Consider the following 955-nt stretch of genomic DNA (forward strand, 5'->3'; position numbering starts at 1 on the left):
CCCGCCCCGGCCCCCCCGCCCCCGCGCCCCGGGGGCCGGGTCGGCCGGGGGCCGCCGCCCGCCGCCCCGCACGCACCGGGCGGGGGCGCCGTCCGGCCGGCGTACCGCGCGGTGCGGCCGGCGCCCGGGTTGCGGGCCGGCCGGGCAGGGGCCCAGATGGCAGGGGGAGCCAGCGCCTGATGCCGCGGGCCCGGGTGTGCCCGGCCCCGCCCGAGACCGACGGAGTGAACGGTGCCGACACAGCGGACGTCGCAGCAGATCACCGAGGACGTGATCGCCTACATGGAACCGGCCCTGCGCACGGCGACGGCCGTCCTCAGCGAACCGGTGCGGCGGATGACGGAGTACCACTTCGGCTGGGTGGAGGCGGACGGCACGCCCTCCACCCCGGTCGGCTTCCGCCGCCGCCCCGCCCTGATGGCCCTGCTCTGCGCCGGCAGCGAGCGGCGGGTCTGGGACGGCGTGCGCAACGCGGCCGTCGCCGGGACGCTGATGTCCGCCGCCGGCACCGTCCACGACGACATCATCGACCGCGAGATGGTCCGCAAGGGCCGGCCCACGCTGTGGACGGTGTTCGGCGTGCCCGCCGCGATCCAGGTCGGCACCGCGCTGCACTGCCTGGCCTTCGAGCTGCTCACCGCGGAGCCGGCCCCGGTCGCCGCCGAACTCGCCCGGCGGGCCGCGTTCGCCATCCGGGAGTGCTGCTCCGGGCAGATCCGCGACCTGGAGGCGGAGGGCAGCTCGGCGATGAGCCCGGAGGTCTCGATCGACCTGCTGGAGAGCACCATCGCGGCCCCCACGGCCGGGGTCGCCCTGGTCGGCGCCGTGGGGGGGGGGGGGGCGCCCCCCGGGGGGGGCGGGGGCGCCGCGCTGGGGCGGCGACGCCCCGCGGGGGCAGGGCGGGTGCTGTGGACTGTGGAATCAAAACAACCACACACCCCCACAGCGTCTCTCC

At 78.4% G+C, this 955-nt stretch carries 1 protein-coding gene; it reads left to right on the forward strand.

Annotated features, from left to right (window positions below; genetic code table 11):
• Positions 1–231: 231 nt before the first annotated feature.
• Positions 232–955 (forward strand): polyprenyl synthetase family protein (locus ACFV0G_RS02055; protein ID WP_380540072.1); only part of this gene is annotated, 724 nt, incomplete at its 3' end.

The sequence above is a fragment of the Kitasatospora sp. NPDC059571 genome, assembly GCF_042735675.1.
GTDB lineage: Bacteria > Actinomycetota > Actinomycetes > Streptomycetales > Streptomycetaceae > Kitasatospora.